We start from the raw sequence: 17,513 nt of genomic DNA, 5'->3' as shown, positions 1-17,513 counted from the left end.
GCTAAAAGGTGCCGGATGAAAAACATTAGCAAACATTAATCTTTACCTTCCTTTTTAGTGTATCTACCCGCGTAGATAGATCAATCTAATTATTTTATCTTTAGAGATTGTTCACAAAACTGTCATGTAACTGCGCAAGATTTGCATGGGGTAGGTGTAGCGGCCAGATTAAAGTGGTTTTTTAACCTGTTCATCACTGGCAGAGATAGGTATTATTCCGACATTAGTAATGCAAATCATTAGCGTTAGCACTCAAGGATCTTTACATTCCCACTTTTCAGGAGAGAAAATGCGATTACGTCTGGCTCTATTTTCGTCATTATTGGCAGCCACTGTTGCGATGACCGGTTGTGATGACTCATCTGCGGCTCCAGAAGCAACAGCAAAAATCAGCATTGAACATGCGCAAGGGACCACTCAGGTTCCGCTAAACCCGCAAAAAGTGATTATATTGAACCCATCGGTGTTGGATACTGCCGATGCCCTGAACATTAAAGTGGCTGGTGTCCCACAAACCAGCACGCATCTGCCCGCCTTTTTATCCAAATACAGTGGCCCCGAATATTTGAATGCAGGCACACTCTTTGAACCTGATTACGAGGCACTGAGCCAGGCAAAACCTGATCTGATCATTGCGGGTGGCCGCGCTCAAGATGCGTATGACAAACTGAGTGCCATCGCGCCCACCATCGCACTTGATATTGATACTCAGCACTTTACCCGGAGCCTGACTCAGCGCACTGAGCAACTGGCCTCCATTTTTGGTAAAGAGGACGATGCGAAAGCGCTGTTGAGCAAATTCACCGCCCAGATAAACGACATCAAGCAAAAATCAGCTGACGCAGGTTCAGCTATGGTGGTGATGGTCAGCGGCGGAAAAATGTCTGCTTACACCCCGGGTTCCCGTTTTGGCTTTGTCTTTGATGAGCTGGGATTCAAGCCTGCGGCCACTTTCACAGAATCGGGCCGCCATGGCAATGTGGTGACCTCAGAATTCATTCTTAATGCTAACCCTGAATGGCTGTTTGTGCTGGATCGCGACAATGCGATTGGTCGGGCCGAAGGGCAATCCGCACAGCAAGTTCTTGATAATCCGCTGATTCATAAAACTAAAGCCTGGCAAAATAACCATATTGTCTATCTTGATTCTGCCTCACTCTATATTGCCGGTGGTGTGCAGAGCTATACGCAGCTGATGGATAAAATTGCCTCAGTGCTGGATAAACAAGCACCCGCACAATAATCATTACTGATGAAAAATCTTAGTGTTATCGCCGGCCTGGTTATCTTACTGGGCCTGATGATGTGCAGTCTGTTTATCGGTGCCGGACATGTCACCGTCGCGGATGTGTGGTCAGATCCCGATATGCGCGACATCTTCCTCCTCAGCCGAGTGCCGCGAACATTGGCACTGGTTCTGGCGGGGAGTGCGATGAGTGTCGCCGGTCTGATTATGCAGATGCTGACACAAAACCGTTTTGTCGAGCCTTCTATTGCGGGAACCACCCAATCGGCCAGCCTTGGCTTGTTATTGGTTATGGTATTTAGCCCATCAGCGCCAGTGGTCGTCAAAATGCTGGTCGCCACACTCTTTGCGATGGGCGGCACCGCGATGTTTATGATGCTACTTGCGCGCATGAGGATGAAATCGGCGCTGATGGTGCCGCTAACGGGCATTATGCTGGGTGCGGTATTTAGTGCAGTGACCACCTTTTTGGCGATGGAGTTCGATCTGCTGCAATCGCTCGGTAGCTGGGAATCCGGTGATTTCTCTGGTGTGTTGCAGGGCCGCTATGAGCTGCTGTGGATAGTCGGCGCGTTGACACTGATTGCCTGCCTGATCGCCGATCGCTTTACCGTTGCTGGCATGGGGCGGGACTTCTCGGTCAATGTTGGCTTGAATTATCAGCGCGTGATGATGGTCGGGATGTCCATCATTGCCATCATCAGCGGTGTGGTGGTGGTGGTGATTGGTGTGCTGCCTTTCCTCGGTTTAATTGTCCCCAATATTGTCAGTATGGCGATGGGGGACAATTTACGACGAACCATACCCTGGGTGGCGCTGTGTGGCGGTGGGCTGGTCGTTTTATGTGACATTATCGGTCGGTTAATTAGCTACCCATTTGAAATACCTGCCAGCGTTATTTTAGGGGCCATTGGCGCACTGGTTTTCCTGTTATTAATTGTTAGGACGAAACGCCATGCAGGCTAGTGAGTATTCTTCAAAAGAGAGCCCGCTTCAGGCAAATAACAGGGCGCTAAGCATACCGGCAAAAAGGCTAGTGTTACTGAGCCTGATTGCCCTTGTCGCTATCATCATCTTTATGACGATTAATCTACAGGGCAATATTCAGTATATTTTGGTCCACCGTGGCCTTATTTTAGCCACTATGCTGCTGGTCGCCTTTGCCGCCGGTATCGCCACCGTTTTATTCCAAACGGTCACCAATAACCGAATATTAACGCCGTCGGTGATGGGGCTTGAGGCGCTATTTATCCTCATTCAGACTATGTTGATATTCTTTATTGATGCCAATGGGTTCAAAGTGTTGGGCGTCACCGGCAAGTTTCTCTGCGAATCGGCACTGCTGCTACTGTTCTCGGTATTTCTTTATCGCTGGTTACTGAGCGGTGTGGGGATCAATCTGCACAAAGTGCTGCTGGTGGGATTGGTGTGCGGCACCTTATTTCGCAGTTTATCCAGCTTGATGCAGCGCCTGCTTTCGCCGGGAGAATTTGCCATCTTGCAGGGGAGGGTGTTCGCGACTTTTACGCGAGCTGCTCCGGAAATTATCGCCCTGTCCACTGGGATAATTGTGATGGTGGGTATTATCGTTTGGCGCATGCGCTATTGCCTCGATATTATCGCCCTAGGCAGAAATACCGCGATTAATCTGGGGGTTGCCTACCAGAAAAAAATAACCGCTATCCTGCTGCTGGTCTCGTTATTGGTGGCTATTTCGACAGCGCTTGTCGGGCCGCTGACATTTTTAGGCTTATTGATCGCTAATCTGGCTTACCCGATTGTGGGATCATTCCGGCATCAATATTTGCTACCGGGCGTCTTTCTGCTGGGGACTATTACCTTGGTTGGCGGCCAATTGATCCTCGAACGCCTGCTGAATATGTCGGGAACGCTGTCGGTGGTGATTGAGTTTATTGGTGGCGCGCTATTTATTTATCTTTTAATAAAAAAGGCTCCAGTGTGATTGAAATTAATGACATTAATAAAAAATACCAGGACACAGCGGTGCTCAATAATATCAATGAGAGCATTCCTTCTGGTGGGATTACCTCCATCATTGGACCAAATGGTGCCGGTAAGTCTACGTTATTGTCGATCATGAGCCGCTTGCTGACGCCAGATCTGGGGCGCGTACTGTTTAATGGGCTGGATGTGGCGAAAACGTCTGGCGATAAGCTCGCGACTATCCTTTCCGTCTTGCGCCAAGAGAATCACTTCACCAGCCGCCTAACCGTATCGGATTTAGTCGGGTTTGGTCGCTATCCCTATTCGAAGGGGCGGCTTAATGAGAGTGACCACCAGCATATTGATGCTGCGATGGCGTTCCTCAATCTGATGCCGCTAAAAGATCGCTACCTTGACGAGCTTTCGGGTGGGCAGCGGCAACGGGCTTATGTCGCCATGGTGCTTTGTCAGGATACGAAATATATCCTGCTGGATGAGCCATTGAATAATTTAGATATGAAACACTGCGTGGCGATGATGAAACAATTGCGCCGTGCTGCTGATGAGCTGCACAAAACCATCATACTGGTTATCCATGATATTAATTTCGCCTCAGCTTACTCCGACCATATGATCGCCATGAAAAACGGTGAGGTAATATATCGGGGCGCGCCGGAAGAGATAATGAAATCTGATATTCTGGAGGAGATTTTCGATATAAAGGTCAGTATAGAAAAAGTGGAAGATCAGCATATCGCGGTGTATTACCGTTGAGTCATTAATAACCTCATTTATAGCTCGGTGACTGCACCGATGGGCGCTCCGACGGCTTGAGTATTCTCTACTCAAGCCTTTTTGCGGTATTGGTGACAAATAGATTCGTGACAAATACGCATCGCGTTATATTGCGGGGTACTCTCCGGTGCCTTCAGGCCACGGCGTCAGCAAGTCATATCCGGACTCGGTCACGGCAATGGTGTGCTCCCACTGTGCCGACAGGGAGCGGTCTTTGGTGACCACGGTCCAGCCATCAGAAAGTACGCTGGTTGCGGCTTTACCAGCATTAATCATCGGTTCAATGGTAAAAATCATTCCCGGTTTGAGGATCATGCCGGTCCCAGCAATCCCATAGTGCAGCACCTGCGGTGCAGTATGATATTCCTGACCCACGCCGTGACCACAATACTCTCTGACGACCGAGAAGCCCGCGCCCTCAGCGACATGCTGAATGGCCGCCCCAATATCGCCGAGTGTCGCCCCGGGGCGCACAACTTTGATCCCCTCGACCATGGATAAATAGGTGATATCAACCAGACGTTTGGCTCTGACCGATGGCTCACCGACAAAATACATTCTGCTGGTATCGCCATACCAACCCTCTTTAATAATCGCCACGTCAATATTGACGATATCACCATTTTTGAGTTTTTTATCGGATGGAATTCCGTGGCAGACCACATGATTGACTGAAGTACAAACAGTATGGGCATAACCGTGATAACCAATATTCGCGGGGATCACTTTTAGCTCATTAATAATGTAATCGTGGCACAGTCGATCAATTTCATCTGTTGTCACACCTGCGAGAACATAGGGGGTGATTATTTCTAATACTTTAGCGGCTGCGTGACCTGCGGCGCGGGCCATTTCGATCTCAGCGGCTGAATGTATTTTTACGGCTGTCATTGTGCTTCCTCTTCTTTATTCAAAAGAGCTGTATTTTGAATCATTCTGCTAATGTCAGCTCCTCCTTGTAATTCTGCCTGAACCAGTGCTCGGGCAAGTTCATGATGCGTTAATTGGGGATAAAGTTCGGCCAGCATACCCATTTTGAGCCAGTGCTCAGCCTGAGAGTTAATTGAGCGACTCATGGCATTGCTGGCGATACGCAGGTTTTCATGCATTAAATCGGAGATTTTTACGATACCCATAAAACACCTATACGAAACATATATGGAACGTATATTGCCATAAGGGCGGGGAAAATACACCTCCCCAAGCATTTAATCTGGCGGAGAATGAGTCCCTGACGATTGTTGGTGACCCCGATTCTGCTATGAGATCAATATCGCCGGAGCGGAGTTCTGTCACTAGGGTGGCAAAACCACTCTCATGAGTGACGACTTTGATATCCGAATGGCGGTCAATCACTGAATCACGGCGACTGTTCAAGGCTCGGCTGATACAGGGGGCCATCTCATGACCCGCAGAGGGGCATTATGTCTTTCGGTGTGCGGTGGAACAACTTAATGCCCGCGCCTTTTTCCAGAATCTTTAGTGCAGCACTGACTGCAGGCTGGGTGATAGCTACCACCCGTTCGCCGCTGCTTTCTACTCATAACGATAACCCCTTAGCCTGAGCGGTAAGGGGTTTATTGAGCTAATGAGTCATTATTAAAACGAGGTTCGCTTATAAGAACGGTATTGCGGATGCCAGAAATTCTTGGCGATATCTCTTCTCAGTATCTCATCTGGGATGTCGGCGGCGACACCGACTAACTGTGCCTCTTTTGCGACGTTATAGGCGATAGCCTGTGTCACTTGCTGGATATCTTTAATATCTGGCAGTAGCGGGCCATCGCCATCACGCACTAACGGTGAGAAGTCAGCCAGCGTTCGGCTTGCAACCATCAGCATGCTCTCCGTTATGCGACTGGCCTGGCTGGCGATGACGGCAAGTCCTATGCCGGGGAAGATGTAGACGTTATTGCACTGGACAATCGGGTAGATCTTCTCTTTATAGGTGACTGGTTCGAACGGGCTACCGGTGGCGATAATGGCATTGCCATCGGTCCAGCGGAGAATATCTTCCGGACGCGCTTCCACCCGTGAGGTGGGGTTAGAAAGCGGCATAACGATCGGCTTTTGGCAGTAGCGATACATTGCCCGGATGACTTCTTCGCTGAACAGCCCCGGCTGACCTGTTACCCCAATCAGCACCGTAGGTTTGACGTTTTGGATCACATCCATAAATGAGAAGGCTGCGCTCTGGTTGCTCCAGTCTGTTAGGCTTGAGCGCGGTTGTGCCAGATGCTGCTGGAAAGGCGCAAGATGGGTTTGGTCATCGGTTAACAAACCAAAACGATCAACCATATAGATATTGGCACGAGCTTCAGCATCGGTTAAGCCCTCAGACACCATTTGCGTCACGATATGCTCGGCAATACCGCATCCGGCGGAACCTGCCCCCAGAAAGACCACCCGTTGATCTCGTAGCTGATTATTCGCGGCACGGCAGGCGGCCATGATGGTGCCCAACGTCACCGCCGCCGTTCCCTGAATGTCATCATTAAAGCAGCAGATCTCATCCTGATAGCGGTTGAGCAACGGCATGGCGGTATGCTGGGCAAAATCTTCAAACTGCACTAATACGTTGGGCCAGCGGCGTTTGATTGCGCTGATAAACATATCGACAAATTCAAAGTACTCATCACCGGTAATTCGTGGATGGCGCCAGCCCATGTATAGCGGGTCATTAAGTAACTGAGAATTGTTAGTTCCCACATCAAGTAAAATAGGCAATGTTTGAGCAGGACTGATACCGCCACACAGGGTATACAAAGAGAGTTTGCCAATGGGTATCCCCATACCGCCAATGCCCTGATCCCCCAGACCGAGTATGCGTTCACCGTCAGTGACTACAATCACTTTGATGTTCTGTTTGGTCGCATTATGCAAAATATCATCGATCATGTGCCGGTCAGGCCAAGAGATAAAAAGCCCTCTGGCCCGGCGGTAAATATCAGAAAAGTACTCGCAGGCATGGCCGACAACCGGGGTGTAAATAATCGGCATCATTTCAGAAAGATGCTTACCGACCATATGATAAAACAACGTCTCATTGGTATCCTGAATATTGCGCAGATAGATATGGCGGGCAATATCGGATTTGATGTCGAGAAATTGCTGATAGGCCCGTAGCGATTGCTCTTCAATTGTTTCTACCGCTGCAGGTAGCAGCCCATGCAAATTAAACATTTCCCGTTCTGTACGGGTAAACCCACTGCCCTTATTGAGAAGCGGTGACTCCATCAGTAAGGATCCGGTATAGGGGATATACAGTGGATCTTCGTTTGTTTTATGAAACATATTAAATATCCAAATACTCGACAATGAGGATGTTAATGCTTTGCTTTTAGAACAGCAGGAAATTCGCCAGCATCATCGCCACAATGCCGCCGATAGCCGGAATCAGTGTTCGTCTCACAATCATAAACGGAGAGCATTCACCGGCTTTACTGACGGCGATGATGATCCCAGCCACCGGAGAGATAGAACGGCCCATACCGGCCATTAACTGCATAGGCAAAATCATGTAAACCGCTTCTTGACCAAACTTGCTCGCGATTGAGGGAGCCATACCGGAGAAGGAGAAAAAGGCCGCAACGCCCGATCCCGTCAGTACCGCAGTGACACCGACCAACAGCGTCATCAGAATCGTCATACTGGCGAAGCCAAAACCGGCGTTTTGTACTGATACCAATAAATAGTCTATGGCCCCAATCTTCTGCATCCCCTGAGCATAGATATCGGCACAAACCAGTAAAGAAACGATACTGGTAAACATACTGCCCATGCCCTTGAAGAAGACCTGAACCCCTTTACAACAGGCGCGGAAATCACGTTTCACCAGCAGTTCGCAGGCAAATGCCATCAACGTACCCATGATCATGGCAGTGACCACATCTATTTTTATGGTATCGATGATTAGCGGGCTGAATATCAGTACCAGGGCAACAGGGAAGATAGGTAATAATGCGTAGAATGTCGGTACGCGCTCCTCTTCAGCGTTTTCGACGCTGGCAATGTCCTGAGTGACAACGATGTGACCATCTTTTTTGTCGTAATACTTGGCAGTAAAGAAGACGAGAATGGACACCACCAGCATCACCGCAACCGCAACCGGCATTTGGTAATGGGCGAAGTAGATTGCGGTTTCCATACCGGCATGTTTTGCCGCCAAATTGGCCGTTCCTACCGCGGGACCAAGGTCCATAAAGGCACACAGGCCAATCATCGAGGCTGCTGCAGCTTTACTGACACCTAAACGAACCAGCACCGGGAAGAAGGTGACCAATAACAGCATGGCCAAGCCAGCTGCACTCGAAATCGCCACATGGAGCATCTGGGCACAGATATAGCCCAGAGCCAGAATCAGATAGGGTGCCTTGATGATTTGCAGAGGGCGAATACAGGCATTAACCATGGCATTTGACGCTTTGATATGGTCCATGTAGCTTGCGAAACCGCCCGCAGCCATGATAATCAAACCGATGCCTGCCACCTGAGTTGAGAGTGAATCTTTTGCAAAGGCAAAAATATCAATCCAGACTGAACCTGTCGATTTTGCTTTGTCGTATACGATGCTGTTTTCAGGATAAAAGACGGCGGTGATAGTCAGTAAGGAAATACCGGCCAGTAACAACACTGTCTGAGGTTGATAATTCTTGATGATTAACCATGCAGCAATGATCGTAATCACTATTGCAATTATAAATGCAGTCATGAGATGTACCCTTTTATTTGTTTTCCCAGGTAGAAAAAAAACACTGTTAAATAATCTCTTCTTGATATAAGTCAGGTGGCGACGATTAATCAGCATGCCTGTTAGTAATACAGCCATAGTAGAATTTAGAAATCATGGGTAGAATGAGAAAACAGTTTTCTCACAGTAATTTGTGCGCAGGATCTCATAACGTAAAAACATCGATTACCCGCTCAATAATTTCCTTTCACCTTAGTCTGAACATGAGCAAGATATTTTTTTGGGAATATATTTAATGTTAGCCAACAAGAATGCCAAGAGGCAATGATGGATGGAAAATAATAATTTATTGACACTCGAAAAGTATATTTCACAAACCACACAGTTAACTTCATTAACAGAATCAGAGTGTCGACTGGATGCTTATATTCAAGTGCATTTTAACGAACTCCCCTATCATGGCATTGTTGATCTCGCCCGTAATGCGATGGTGAGTAAAGCAACGGTTGGGCGATTTTTAAATAAGTTGGGATTTACCGGCTATTCGGCCTTCAAACGCGAGCTGGAAGAGACGCTCTCTCAGCAGAAGCTGGTACCGCCGTTCGAACTGGTATCACGCGCTCAGGGGAAGGCCAAGGTTACGACGGCAGAGATCGTTTCTGAATTTAATCAAAATGTGACCCTGCTGTTTGATAATTTCAAAGAAAATATTGATATTGAAAGTCTGGATGAGTTTATCAGCCTTATTTTAGACACTGACAGACATCTCTACGTTATTGGTCCTTCCTCATCTCACGCGATGGCTAAGCACTTTACCACCCTGATTAAATACTTTAGGGATAAAGTGACGCTGCTCTCAGTTGATGTCGGGGATCTACCAAAAGACTTACTGAACTTATCCAGCAAAGATGTGCTGATCGCTTTCTCCTACTATCGATTTAACCGCGTCGTAATTCGAGTGACAGAGTGGTTTCGTAAGAAAGACGCGGTAGTGGTACTGGTGACCAATTCAGAATCTAATCCTTATGGGAAGTTCTGTAATCTACAGTTTGTGTTGCCCAGTGATGCACAATCGATATTTAAAAGCAGAATTATCAGTTTCTTTTTTGTCGAATTAGTACTGCATCTGGCTTATGAAAAAGGTGAAGGAGAAGGTAACTTTGAGCAGTTGGAAGAGCTGTTTGTCTTTTTTGAGCTCTTTTCACCGCTACCTAAATAAGTGAATATATCAGCGGGTGAAGACTCCCTCGAGTCGCTATTTTTACGGGGAATCTTCACTCTCACATTTGACGCTTTTTAGGCTCTCATACTTTTGTCAGTGGCATCAAAGAATGCCAGAGTTTCATCGATCAGCGCATCATTGCAGCCGAGATAGGACAGGGGATCACAAGCGGTCATGATCTCCTCTTCCGTTAAAGTCTTACGAATCTGAGCATTATTGAGCACCAACTGCTGTAAGTCTTGAGTACCATCAGCGTCTTTCAATAGCGCTTTCATGATGTGGTAGCCCTGATCCCGGCCGATTTTGTCAGCCAATCTCATTGAGACGGATTCCGACATGATGAAATATTTCGAGGCGTTGAAATTGTCTCTCATCTTCTGTTTGTCGACCACCAAATGGGTGATAAGGCGACAGGCCCGATCCAGGCTGGTGGAGAGGCTTAGCGCTGACTCAGGCAGAAGCGTCCAGTTCAACACGCGCATCGAGGCTGCCCGCACATCCTGCTGATCGAGCAGATTTGTTGCACCCGAGGCATACATCCAGCCCATGCGAGATAACGTCTGGATCATATTGCTGGCGCGAGGGTTGGTTTTATGAGGCATAGTGCTAGATCCGCCACCGCCTTCACCTTCTCTGACTTCTGCCAGGGATGGGCGTCCCATGGTTTCGACATCATTGGCTATCCGGCACAGAGTGCCATGTACCAGCGCAAAAAGCTGTACCACCTGCACTACATTATCCTGGCTGGCATTCATCATGCCCACGGGAGAGGACAAACCTAATGATTTCATCAGATTATCTCGTGTGGATATCCCGTCATGACCCACCGACGCCAGGTTTCCTACCGCACCGCCAAATAACCCAGTAATAGCCATAGGGTAGAGATTATCGAGGCGATGAATGTGGCGGGTTAATTCGCTCAGATAGCTACTCACATGTAATCCCCAAGTGGTTGCCGAGGCATCTACGGAGTTAGTTCTGGCCACCATAACTGTTGTTTTATGTTCCAGTGCCATGGTTTTCAGGCTCTCGCCCAGTTCAATAAGCTGACGGCGCAGCAAGATCAGTGTCTGCTTAATTCTCATTGCCAGCGCGGTATCCAAGAGATCCTGAGTGGTACAACCCCAGTGTAGGTATCTCTTGACCAGCGGTGTACCCGCATCTGTTATCTGATCGACCAGCGGCTTGATCGCCATGCCAACAGATTGTGTTTCTTTTGCCAGCCGCGGCCAGTCAACGTCGAAAGATTGGCAAATAGCGGCAATTTCTTCAGCGGCTTGAACGGGAATTATATTCAATTCTGCTTGCACACGAGCCACTGTCACTTCAAATTCCAGCCAGCAGCGAATTAAATTTTCATCAGACCAAATCAGTTTCATTTCCGGCTGAGTGAACAAGGATGAATACAGTTCTGAATCAAAGACTGAACTATGACTACCTCGCATTATTGACTCCAAATATAAAGTAGATAAACGATATCAGTACATTGTTTATGTTTATTACTGTTTGATCGCTGAAAGTCTGGTCTAATTATCAGGTGATAAAAATGAGAATATTGGTTTCCCTTATATCAACCTCATTTTATTACCAAAAACGTGATGAACTTAACATAAATAACCTGTTTGTACTTTATCGAGTAATGTGAAAAGAAAATCACGCCTTCATTTTTATTTCTCACTAATTAAATTAAGCGACAAAATTGTGCGTTGAATCTTACTTAGATCATTTTTTGAGCTGACTATCACGTTTTAAAATGAGAAAGAAATATTCCCATGTCCAGCATTGTTTTCATTATCAATAATACCTGCGATAAATTTTTATATTTTATCGTTTTATTTTGCTGCAACCTTAATACCAGGGTTTTTTACACTATTTCAATTATAGGTAAATTATGAAAAATAAAATAATACCAATTCTTTTACTCACCGGGATGAGCTCATCGGCATTAGCGATGAATGTATACAAAGACGATGAAACTACGCTGGATATTTACGGACGTCTGGAATATCAATTTGCTCATGGTGATGCTTCATTTGCCGGAAATGACTCGCGAAATCAATTAGGTGGGCGTTTAGGTTTTTATTTGACTCGTGATCTTTCACTATTTGAAGACACTAAAGTCATCGGTCGTCTTGAATGGCAAGTCCGCACCGAGAAAAATGATAATAAGACTAAAGATAAAGACCTTGATGTTCGTTATGCTTGGCTGGGTTTATCTCACGCTCGCTATGGTGAATTGATTGGTGGACGTACGCAGAACCCGCTATATCAGGTTATGAGGATGACCGATAAATATAAAAACTTTACGCCAAATGTTTATAACTACGGTATTAGTTCGATTGATACCTCCTACCAATATAACCGTCAGGACGGCACCCTTCAGTGGAATGGCCAATTTAACGGCCATCAGATTCAAGCCGCCTATGTTGCGGGTAATGGTCATGGTGACAACGAAGCCCTCGATAATGGCATGATGATTAGTTATCGAAAAATGCTTAAATTTGGTGATCTAAAAATAACGCCTGCGATTGCCGCCAGTGAGTTTAACCGTAAGGATAATCCGCAGAAAAATACCACTGATGGTCGTAAGAAGCACCAGCAGGTGATGGGGGGATTACAATTTGATTATGATGCAGTCTCTCTGGCGATAACGGCAGGGAAACTCTCTATCGAACGTGACAAAAAAGCTGATAATGATTATGTCAGCTTCGATTCGGTCGCTTCGTATCAATTTGAAAAAGTTAAAATTCTGGGTGGATATAGCTTCTTGGATGAAGACGGCCAGGATATATATGAGCAGGAGGGTTGGCGAGCTGAGGCTCAGTTAACACTGGCGAAAAATACCTATTTATCGCTGAGCTACAATAAAGAGCTGGCGAGTAAAAACGTTAAAACGAATGATGATGCAGTGATTGCCGGATTACGTTACGACTTCTGAGGATAAATAGAATGAAAAAAGTCATATTGTTGTTGGCATGTGGATTGATCTCTATGGTCAGTGCTCAGGCAAATACGATTATTGCTCCACAGCCTCAGGCGAAAATGGACGGAGAGAGAAAGACCATCGCGCTCTATGGGAATTCATATATGCACTATAACAACCATGTGAATACCCGACTCCGTGATTTAAGCCGTTCATTGCTTCCCGATCAGGCTAAAGATTATATGTTCCGTGGAATCACCATATCCAGCGGGCAATTGGGCTGGCATATCCCTAACCTGAATTTCCAGAATGGGCTGCAGAAATGGGATGTTGTGGTTCTACAAGGCAACTCCATGGAGCCGATTTCGGCTAAAGAGAAAACTCGTCAATATTTTACTGACTCAGCCAAAGAAATGGCGGATATCGCCCATAAAGCTGGATCTAAAGTGGTGTATTTTATGACGTGGGCTAATAAGGATAAAAAAGAGCAAACAGATAAATTGGCGAAAGCCTATATTGATATTGCCAGTAAAACGGGCGGGTATGTTGCGCCGATAGGTTTGGCATTTAGTCGTGCGATCGAGACCCATCCAGAGATAAATTTATATCACAGCGATGGCAATCATCCCTCATTAGCCGGTACTTATTTGGCCGCCTGTGTACTCTTTGCCACAATTTACGACCAATCTCCCGTGGGGGGCGCGTTACCGGTCGATAGCGACATGACAGAACAGACAGCCCGCGCTCTGCAACAGGTCGCTTGGGATACGGTGTCGAAATTCCGTCAGTAAAGAAAATACGTGTAATAGGTTAATGACCGTCTGATGTATCCCCTTTATCTGTTTGGGATAAAGGGGATATCAGCATTATTGCCACCCTCACAGCGCGTTATTCTTTCTGCTATTTGAGTTCTTGAACCTGCTTATTTAATTGCCATGACAATAACGGGGTAAATGCCAGCCAGCGGGTAAAGGTTTTTTCCTGTTCATGGTCCATCGGCTGAGCGGCCCCCACTAACAGACCCGCTTTATCAATCCAGGGATAGAACTCCCCTTTGCCTGCTAAAGTGAATGCACCTTGCTGAGTGATCATCAGTTCAGGGTTGTAGCCCTGACACCATAGCGCATCCGGTTTTTCAGACAATAAGTCGCAACCGGTTCGGTAGTATGGTGCTTCTGACAGGCTGAGCTGATACAACGTAGGCCAAATATCTTTATGGCTACCCACACGGGATGCATCAAAATGGCTGTTTTGACGATAGCCCTGAGGGACATAAAGATAGAATGGCACTGCACGGCTAAGCGCCTGTTCGTTGACGTCAGGATAGCTGATACCACGGATATTATGGTCACCAGTGGCGGCGATAATCGTATGTTCACCCAGCGAATGCTGTTTTACCCAACTGATAAATTGCCCCAATTGATCGTTGGTGTAACGTAGGGTATGAAATACCTCATCCAGCTGTTTACCGCTAGCCAGATTGCTTAACCTCTGTTTTTCCGCATCAGACAATTTGATCTCGGTCTTTACGTAGCTATTCGGCGCTTTAAACGGCGGATGATGCGTGGTGGACATTGACATAATCAGGACATGCTCACCGACTTTATCGGCCTGGGCTAAACGTTCTTCGATATAACGGAACATAAATTCATCAGGTACACCCCAGGTACTGGCTTCAGCTTCGGGGTAGCGTTTTTTCAACCCGTTTTGCTCAACAAATTCACTGATGCCTAAGTGAGGCAGGAACTGATTGAGATTGCGCCAGGAGCCATTACCCGAAGTGACGAAAATGATCTTATAGCCGTTAGCCAGAAAGGGCTTAAACATATTGCTAGAAAAATCAATATCTTGATCGGAAGATTGGCTGATGTTACTGTTTGGGCTGCGGACGAAGAAGCGGCTAAGGCTATCAATAGTGCCATTCCCTTCGGAGATAAAACGGCCAAAGCGCCAGTCAGTTTGCCAGTGCTGTTTCAGTGCGCCGAATACGTCACGGTTAGGGCGATCATAACCTTCAAGGAAATATCCCATACTCTCCATCACGACAAAAACAACGTTAGGAGGGGATTGTTTCGCCATGGGGTTAGGGTTTGTTTTAGCCATAAACGGTTTAAGGCTAGCCTCTGTCGGCTGAGCCAAAAACTGACTGAGCAGTTCTTCTCCCTGTTGGTCGCTGGCGGGAGGGAAGTGGCTATATTCCCGATGGGCTTTCACCGCCCAGGTCAGGGCCATTGGGCCGCTCGGCGTCAGCATATTCAATAAATTGACATCTGAAACCTGCGCATCTGACTGCCGGAGAGGGAAGGTGCCCAAGGAACCGCGTGTGCCGACAAAACCGAGAGCCAGAATAACCAGCGTTGACACTGCCGCCACGGCGATACTGCTACGCTCTTCAGGCCATGAGTTAATTTTTTGCTGCCAGCGGCGAAAAATCCACAAAATGGCGACAACAAATAGCATCAGGCAAATTGCGCTACGAATAACCGGATAGTCGCTCCACAAGGTTTGCAGTACCGCGACAGTATCATCTTCCGCCAGACCGAAAATAAAGATATCAATAGGCCGCTGATAGGTCGCGTAATAGAAAATATTCCCCACAGTGAGTACGGTGATGAGTGTACCAACAATTGTCGCGAACCAAGGCCAAACGCGTTGCCAGAGGTGAAAACTGGATTCATTGAGCGCAAGCAGGCCCGCAATTAATAAGCAGGGAACAAACATCAAGCTGGCGATGCGGACATCAAACAGACCGCCAATCAAGAACATACGTTGCACGTCAGTTGATAAGCCCGCCAGTGACTCAGGGTTACCATAGTCTGTTAGTAGGTAGACTCTTCCGGCTAATTGAGTTGTAACGGCCAGCATCCATGGGAGCAACAGCGCAATAAAAGCGTGCTTAAATCTGTAAAACCACATAATCCCTTTCCTGTGAGTTTCCAATCGTAACCAATTAAAAATAATCAGAAATATCTTCGGTTCTGCCGAATTAAACGCATGTCGGCTGACCGAACTCACAGTATCGGCAGCGGAGGATTAAACATTAGTGACAATGTGGGTATAGACTTGATCTTTGTTAAGGACTTTTACGTAAAAACAGATTGATGTGAATGGTTGTGGTGTGAACCTTTCTGTAGGTATTGCCACTATAATAATGCTTTGCCCTATATTTGAGATTGTGACCCTCTGACTATTGCTTCGGGGGACTGTTCATACAGGAGAACTTTATGTCTCACATGCCATTAATTCAGCTCCCCCACACTCATGGTGAAGCTTGCCTCTGCCATAGTCCTGCGTTTGTGCGTATCAATACGCTGTTTTCCCAGAAAGCCGCTCAATCAGCCCCCATTACGGCGGCGACTGTGGCGGCGGCGGTGCCGGGAGCAAAACCACAAAAAAGAGATGTTGCAGCCAATGCTGTGCGTGTGATGGCTTTTATTAATGTCCGCGTTTTTGATGGTGTGTCAGACCAGTTGCGAGATGGGTTACGAGTCGTCGTGGAGGGTAACAAGATCACGTCGGTCGAGCCTGCGGATACACCGTTGCCACCGGATGTGGAGCTGATTGATGGCGGTGGTGGTGTATTGATGCCGGGACTGATTGATGCGCACTGGCACGCCATTATGGCCCGTCCGTCGATGATGACCGCCATGACGGCCGATTTTAACTATATCCAGGCACTGGCGATTGCTGAAGCTGATGCCACCTTGATGCGGGGTTTCACCACCGTGCGTGATATGGGTGGGCCGGTTTTTGGCTTGAAGCGCGCGATTGACGAACGGGTGGCGACGGGGCCGCGCATCTTCCCTTCGGGGGCATTTATCACGCAAACCGGCGGTCACGGCGATTTTCGCTTGATTGGCGAGTTACCCCATTCGCCATCAGATCCCCTGAGTTACGCCGAGCGCGTGGGCATGACCGCCATTGCTGATGGCGCTGATCAGGTGCTATTGCGTGCCAGAGAACAGCTGATGCGCGGTGCATCGCAACTTAAATATATGGCGGGCGGTGGTGTGGCTTCGATGTATGACTCGATCAGCGTGACGGAAGGTTCGGTGCCAGAAATTCAGGCGGCGGTCACGGCGGCCGAAAATTGGGGGACTTATGTCACCGTCCACGCCTACACGGCCCGAGCGGTGACTATGGCGATCAAAGGCGGGGTTAAGTGCATTGAACACGGCCAGTTGGTGGATGAGGAGACCGTCCAGCTCATGGCAGAAAAAGGTATCTGGTGGAGCCTGCAACCCTTCCTCGATGATGAGGATGCAGTGCCAATGGCAAGCCCGGCTTCCCGTGCCAAGCAGCTCGAAATGGTGGCCGGCACGGATACGGCCTATAAGTTGGCGAAAAAATATAACATCAAGACGGCATGGGGTACCGATACGCTGTTTGATGCTCGACTGGCAACCCGGCAGGGCGCACAATTAGCCAAGCTGATTCGCTGGTACTCACCGCTTGAAATTCTCAAAATGGCGACCCGTGTTAATGCCGAACTGTGCGCCTTCTCAGGCCCAAGAAATCCCTATCCCGGTAAGTTGGGTGTGGTGGAGAATGGCGCGCTGGCTGACTTGATTCTGGTTGCGGGTAATCCACTGGATGATATCCAACTCCTTGCTCAGCCAGAAAAAGCCTTCCGGTTAATCATGAAAGATGGGCAAATTTTCAAAAATACCTTGGGAAGCGAACACTAGTGGCG

The 17,513-nt window shown here is 47.6% G+C and carries 15 protein-coding genes; 8 read left to right on the top strand and 7 right to left on the bottom strand.

All coding sequences use genetic code 11. The features are described 5' to 3' along the window. The first annotated feature begins 289 nt into the window (after nucleotides 1-289). The 4 genes from ACZ76_RS05630 to ACZ76_RS05615 are packed head-to-tail and all read left to right on the top strand — an operon-like array spanning nucleotide 290 to nucleotide 3,964. Nucleotides 290-1,243 carry a siderophore ABC transporter substrate-binding protein gene (locus tag ACZ76_RS05630; RefSeq protein WP_048617577.1) on the top strand — a complete coding sequence of 318 codons (954 nt, stop codon included), beginning with the start codon at nucleotides 290-292 and terminating at the stop codon, nucleotides 1,241-1,243. 9 nt (nucleotides 1,244-1,252) lie between these two features. After that, the gene (locus ACZ76_RS05625; RefSeq protein WP_048617574.1) at nucleotides 1,253-2,212 is read left to right on the top strand and encodes an ABC transporter permease; all 960 of its coding nucleotides are present in this window, start codon (nucleotides 1,253-1,255) and stop codon (nucleotides 2,210-2,212) included. Beyond that, the gene (locus ACZ76_RS05620) at nucleotides 2,202-3,209 is read left to right on the top strand and encodes an iron chelate uptake ABC transporter family permease subunit (protein ID WP_048617573.1); all 1,008 of its coding nucleotides are present in this window, start codon (nucleotides 2,202-2,204) and stop codon (nucleotides 3,207-3,209) included. The genes ACZ76_RS05625 and ACZ76_RS05620 overlap by 11 nt, the downstream gene beginning before the upstream one ends. Next, nucleotides 3,206-3,964: an iron ABC transporter ATP-binding protein gene (locus tag ACZ76_RS05615; protein ID WP_048617571.1), complete on the top strand. Its 759-nt coding sequence runs from the start codon at nucleotides 3,206-3,208 to the stop codon at nucleotides 3,962-3,964. Before ACZ76_RS05620 ends, ACZ76_RS05615 begins: the two co-directional genes overlap by 4 nt. A 126-nt stretch (nucleotides 3,965-4,090) precedes the next feature. On the opposite strand, the gene map is transcribed toward ACZ76_RS05615, so the two are convergent. The 5 genes from map to dcuC all read right to left on the bottom strand — a co-directional run bounded on the left by map (nucleotide 4,091) and on the right by dcuC (nucleotide 8,696). Continuing rightward, entirely contained in the window at nucleotides 4,091-4,876 is a 786-nt protein-coding gene (gene map / locus ACZ76_RS05610) for a type I methionyl aminopeptidase (protein WP_048617569.1), read from the bottom strand. After that, the gene (locus ACZ76_RS05605) at nucleotides 4,873-5,121 is read right to left on the bottom strand and encodes a ParD-like family protein (protein ID WP_048617568.1); all 249 of its coding nucleotides are present in this window, start codon (nucleotides 5,119-5,121) and stop codon (nucleotides 4,873-4,875) included. The genes map and ACZ76_RS05605 overlap by 4 nt, the downstream gene beginning before the upstream one ends. Nucleotides 5,122-5,387: 266 nt before the next feature. Beyond that, nucleotides 5,388-5,504 carry a helix-turn-helix domain-containing protein gene (locus ACZ76_RS19735; RefSeq protein ID WP_374700789.1) on the bottom strand — a complete coding sequence of 39 codons (117 nt, stop codon included), beginning with the start codon at nucleotides 5,502-5,504 and terminating at the stop codon, nucleotides 5,388-5,390. An 80-nt stretch (nucleotides 5,505-5,584) separates the two neighbouring features. Continuing rightward, nucleotides 5,585-7,279: an NAD-dependent malic enzyme gene (locus ACZ76_RS05600; protein ID WP_048617566.1), complete on the bottom strand. Its 1,695-nt coding sequence runs from the start codon at nucleotides 7,277-7,279 to the stop codon at nucleotides 5,585-5,587. A 46-nt stretch (nucleotides 7,280-7,325) separates the two neighbouring features. After that, nucleotides 7,326-8,696, bottom strand: coding sequence for a C4-dicarboxylate transporter DcuC (gene dcuC / locus ACZ76_RS05595; RefSeq protein WP_048617564.1), 1,371 nt, complete (start codon nucleotides 8,694-8,696; stop codon nucleotides 7,326-7,328). Nucleotides 8,697-9,006: 310 nt separating this feature from the next. Between dcuC and ACZ76_RS05590 the strand changes: the two genes are divergently transcribed. Then, nucleotides 9,007-9,894: a MurR/RpiR family transcriptional regulator gene (locus ACZ76_RS05590; protein ID WP_048617563.1), complete on the top strand. Its 888-nt coding sequence runs from the start codon at nucleotides 9,007-9,009 to the stop codon at nucleotides 9,892-9,894. 77 nt (nucleotides 9,895-9,971) lie between these two features. Here the strand turns inward: ACZ76_RS05590 and ACZ76_RS05585 are convergent, their stop codons facing one another. Beyond that, nucleotides 9,972-11,342 (bottom strand): class-II fumarase/aspartase family protein, encoded by a 1,371-nt coding sequence (locus ACZ76_RS05585; RefSeq protein WP_048617561.1) that lies wholly within the window; start codon nucleotides 11,340-11,342, stop codon nucleotides 9,972-9,974. A gap of 446 nt (nucleotides 11,343-11,788) precedes the next feature. Here ACZ76_RS05585 and ACZ76_RS05580 point away from each other — a divergent pair, with 446 nt between their 5' ends. Next, nucleotides 11,789-12,835 carry a porin gene (locus tag ACZ76_RS05580; RefSeq protein WP_048617559.1) on the top strand — a complete coding sequence of 349 codons (1,047 nt, stop codon included), beginning with the start codon at nucleotides 11,789-11,791 and terminating at the stop codon, nucleotides 12,833-12,835. An 11-nt stretch (nucleotides 12,836-12,846) separates the two neighbouring features. Then, a complete protein-coding gene (locus ACZ76_RS05575; protein WP_048617557.1) occupies nucleotides 12,847-13,611 on the top strand; it encodes a DUF4886 domain-containing protein in 765 nt (254 codons plus the stop codon). A gap of 109 nt (nucleotides 13,612-13,720) precedes the next feature. On the opposite strand, the gene ACZ76_RS05570 is transcribed toward ACZ76_RS05575, so the two are convergent. Beyond that, nucleotides 13,721-15,736: an LTA synthase family protein gene (locus ACZ76_RS05570; RefSeq protein ID WP_048617555.1), complete on the bottom strand. Its 2,016-nt coding sequence runs from the start codon at nucleotides 15,734-15,736 to the stop codon at nucleotides 13,721-13,723. Between the two features lie 308 nt (nucleotides 15,737-16,044). Here ACZ76_RS05570 and ACZ76_RS05565 point away from each other — a divergent pair, with 308 nt between their 5' ends. After that, nucleotides 16,045-17,508 carry a metal-dependent hydrolase family protein gene (locus ACZ76_RS05565; protein ID WP_048617552.1) on the top strand — a complete coding sequence of 488 codons (1,464 nt, stop codon included), beginning with the start codon at nucleotides 16,045-16,047 and terminating at the stop codon, nucleotides 17,506-17,508. Nucleotides 17,509-17,513 lie beyond the last annotated feature (5 nt).

Origin of the sequence: Yersinia aleksiciae, assembly GCF_001047675.1 — a bacterium.
Taxonomy (GTDB): domain Bacteria; phylum Pseudomonadota; class Gammaproteobacteria; order Enterobacterales; family Enterobacteriaceae; genus Yersinia; species Yersinia aleksiciae.
This window is presented reverse-complemented; position numbering and strand designations above follow the sequence as displayed.

Bases quoted from the DNA above. Each gene is read 5' to 3' on its own strand.
- ACZ76_RS05620 (WP_048617573.1), top strand. From the start codon at position 2,202: ATGCAGGCTAGTGAGTATTCTTCAAAAGAGAGCCCGCTTCAGGCAAAT.
- ACZ76_RS05575 (WP_048617557.1), top strand. From the start codon at position 12,847: ATGAAAAAAGTCATATTGTTGTTGGCATGTGGATTGATCTCTATGGTC.
- dcuC (WP_048617564.1), bottom strand. From the start codon at position 8,696: ATGACTGCATTTATAATTGCAATAGTGATTACGATCATTGCTGCATGG.
- ACZ76_RS05580 (WP_048617559.1), top strand. From the start codon at position 11,789: ATGAAAAATAAAATAATACCAATTCTTTTACTCACCGGGATGAGCTCA.
- ACZ76_RS05585 (WP_048617561.1), bottom strand. From the start codon at position 11,342: ATGCGAGGTAGTCATAGTTCAGTCTTTGATTCAGAACTGTATTCATCC.
- ACZ76_RS05570 (WP_048617555.1), bottom strand. From the start codon at position 15,736: ATGTGGTTTTACAGATTTAAGCACGCTTTTATTGCGCTGTTGCTCCCA.
- map (WP_048617569.1), bottom strand. From the start codon at position 4,876: ATGACAGCCGTAAAAATACATTCAGCCGCTGAGATCGAAATGGCCCGC.
- ACZ76_RS05625 (WP_048617574.1), top strand. From the start codon at position 1,253: ATGAAAAATCTTAGTGTTATCGCCGGCCTGGTTATCTTACTGGGCCTG.
- ACZ76_RS05600 (WP_048617566.1), bottom strand. From the start codon at position 7,279: ATGTTTCATAAAACAAACGAAGATCCACTGTATATCCCCTATACCGGA.
- ACZ76_RS05590 (WP_048617563.1), top strand. From the start codon at position 9,007: ATGGAAAATAATAATTTATTGACACTCGAAAAGTATATTTCACAAACC.
- ACZ76_RS05630 (WP_048617577.1), top strand. From the start codon at position 290: ATGCGATTACGTCTGGCTCTATTTTCGTCATTATTGGCAGCCACTGTT.
- ACZ76_RS05605 (WP_048617568.1), bottom strand. From the start codon at position 5,121: ATGGGTATCGTAAAAATCTCCGATTTAATGCATGAAAACCTGCGTATC.
- ACZ76_RS05565 (WP_048617552.1), top strand. From the start codon at position 16,045: ATGTCTCACATGCCATTAATTCAGCTCCCCCACACTCATGGTGAAGCT.